This is a genomic window from Marinobacterium sp. xm-g-59 (genome assembly GCF_013283315.1).
Lineage (GTDB): Bacteria > Pseudomonadota > Gammaproteobacteria > Pseudomonadales > Balneatricaceae > Marinobacterium_E.
On the sequence record NZ_WBYR01000029.1, the window covers coordinates 1 to 1,379 of the forward strand.

Sequence of the window (1,379 nt, forward strand, 5' to 3'; positions counted from 1 at the left end):
GAGATATTGTCAAATCTGGTGTACGGCATCAGGCGGCATTCCTGTCTGATTGATCCTGTACTTGCTCACCGTCCTTGAACGGTACGTTGTTGACCACCAAGGTCAGCAGATTAAATCCTCTTATCCGTTGCCAACGCTTCTGCGCTGTTTCTAGTAGTTTGTAGACCATCGCTAACGTGGTCTCCCGTGAGCCGCAGTTGCGCGCTCGCTTTGTTCTCAGACGCACTGTTGAAAACGTCGATTCGATCGGATTTGTTGTCCGTATGTGCACCCAGTGCTCCGCTGGGAAGTCGTAAAAGGCCAGCAGTTCATCACGGTCTTTACGCAGCCTAGCCATCGCCCCAGGATATTTCGATTCGAACCGCACCAGTGCCCGGTCGTAGGCTTTATGGGCCTCCTCACGCGTAGCAGCCATCCAGATCTCGTGCAGCGCCGCTTTCACCTTTGGCTGCACCGACTTTGGGAGCACCGCGAGTATGTTCGCAGTCTTGTGTACCCAGCACCGTTGGTGACGCGTTTCAGGATAGCTCTTAGATAGCGCCTTCCAGAAGCCCAGAGCGCCATCACCCACGGCTAGCCTGGGGCTATGTGTCAGTCCTCTGGAGCGCAGACCCGCCAAGAGCTCGGTCCAGCTAGCCTCTGATTCGCGGTAGCCATCTTCAACGGCTACAAGCTCTTTGCGACCATGCTCTGTAACACCGATTATTACCAGTAGGCAGAGGCGGTCATCCATACGTACATTGCTGTACACCCCGTCAGCCCACCAGTAGACATAGCGTTTCCGGCTCAGGTCTCGTTGACTCCAGCTTCGGTGCTCATCGGTCCAATGCTGCTTCAGGCGGCTGATGGTATTAGCCGATAGCCCCTTAGCGTTGTCACCCAGTAACGCCGCCAGAGCCTCCTGATAATCACCGGTAGAGATCCCTTTCAGGTAGAGCCAAGGCAGTAGCTCTTCGATGCTCTTGGCACGCTTCAGATACGGCGGTAACAAGCTGCTGTTGAAACAAACACCTGAACCGCTGCGATCTCGAACCTTTGGCACCTTAACTTCGACTTCACCGATGCCGGTCTGGATGGTTCTCTCCGGCAAATAACCGTTGCGCACGATCGCCTGTCTGCCATCAGGTAACCGCTGTTGTGCATGTTCATCCAGCAGCGTTTGAAGCTCGGACTCGACCGCTTGAGCGATGAGATCACGGGCGCCTCGTCTCAGCAGTTCGGTCAACGGATCTGCTATCGGTAGTTCTGGTTGTGAAAGAGCGGTCAGGTTAGAATGAGTCATGGCGTATCACCTTCTGTTGGTTGAGATTCTTGCAGGAATCAATCAACAGGATACGCCATTCTCCCTTTTCCCCGTACACCAGAAATCACCATAACTC

At 54.2% G+C, this 1,379-nt stretch carries 1 protein-coding gene; it reads right to left on the reverse strand.

What is annotated here, in order from left to right:
* Positions 1 to 28: 28 nt before the first annotated feature.
* Positions 29 to 1,282 carry an IS256 family transposase gene (locus tag XMG59_RS12005; RefSeq protein WP_173484790.1) on the reverse strand — a complete coding sequence of 418 codons (1,254 nt, stop codon included), beginning with the start codon at positions 1,280 to 1,282 and terminating at the stop codon, positions 29 to 31.
* Positions 1,283 to 1,379: the final 97 nt, after the last annotated feature.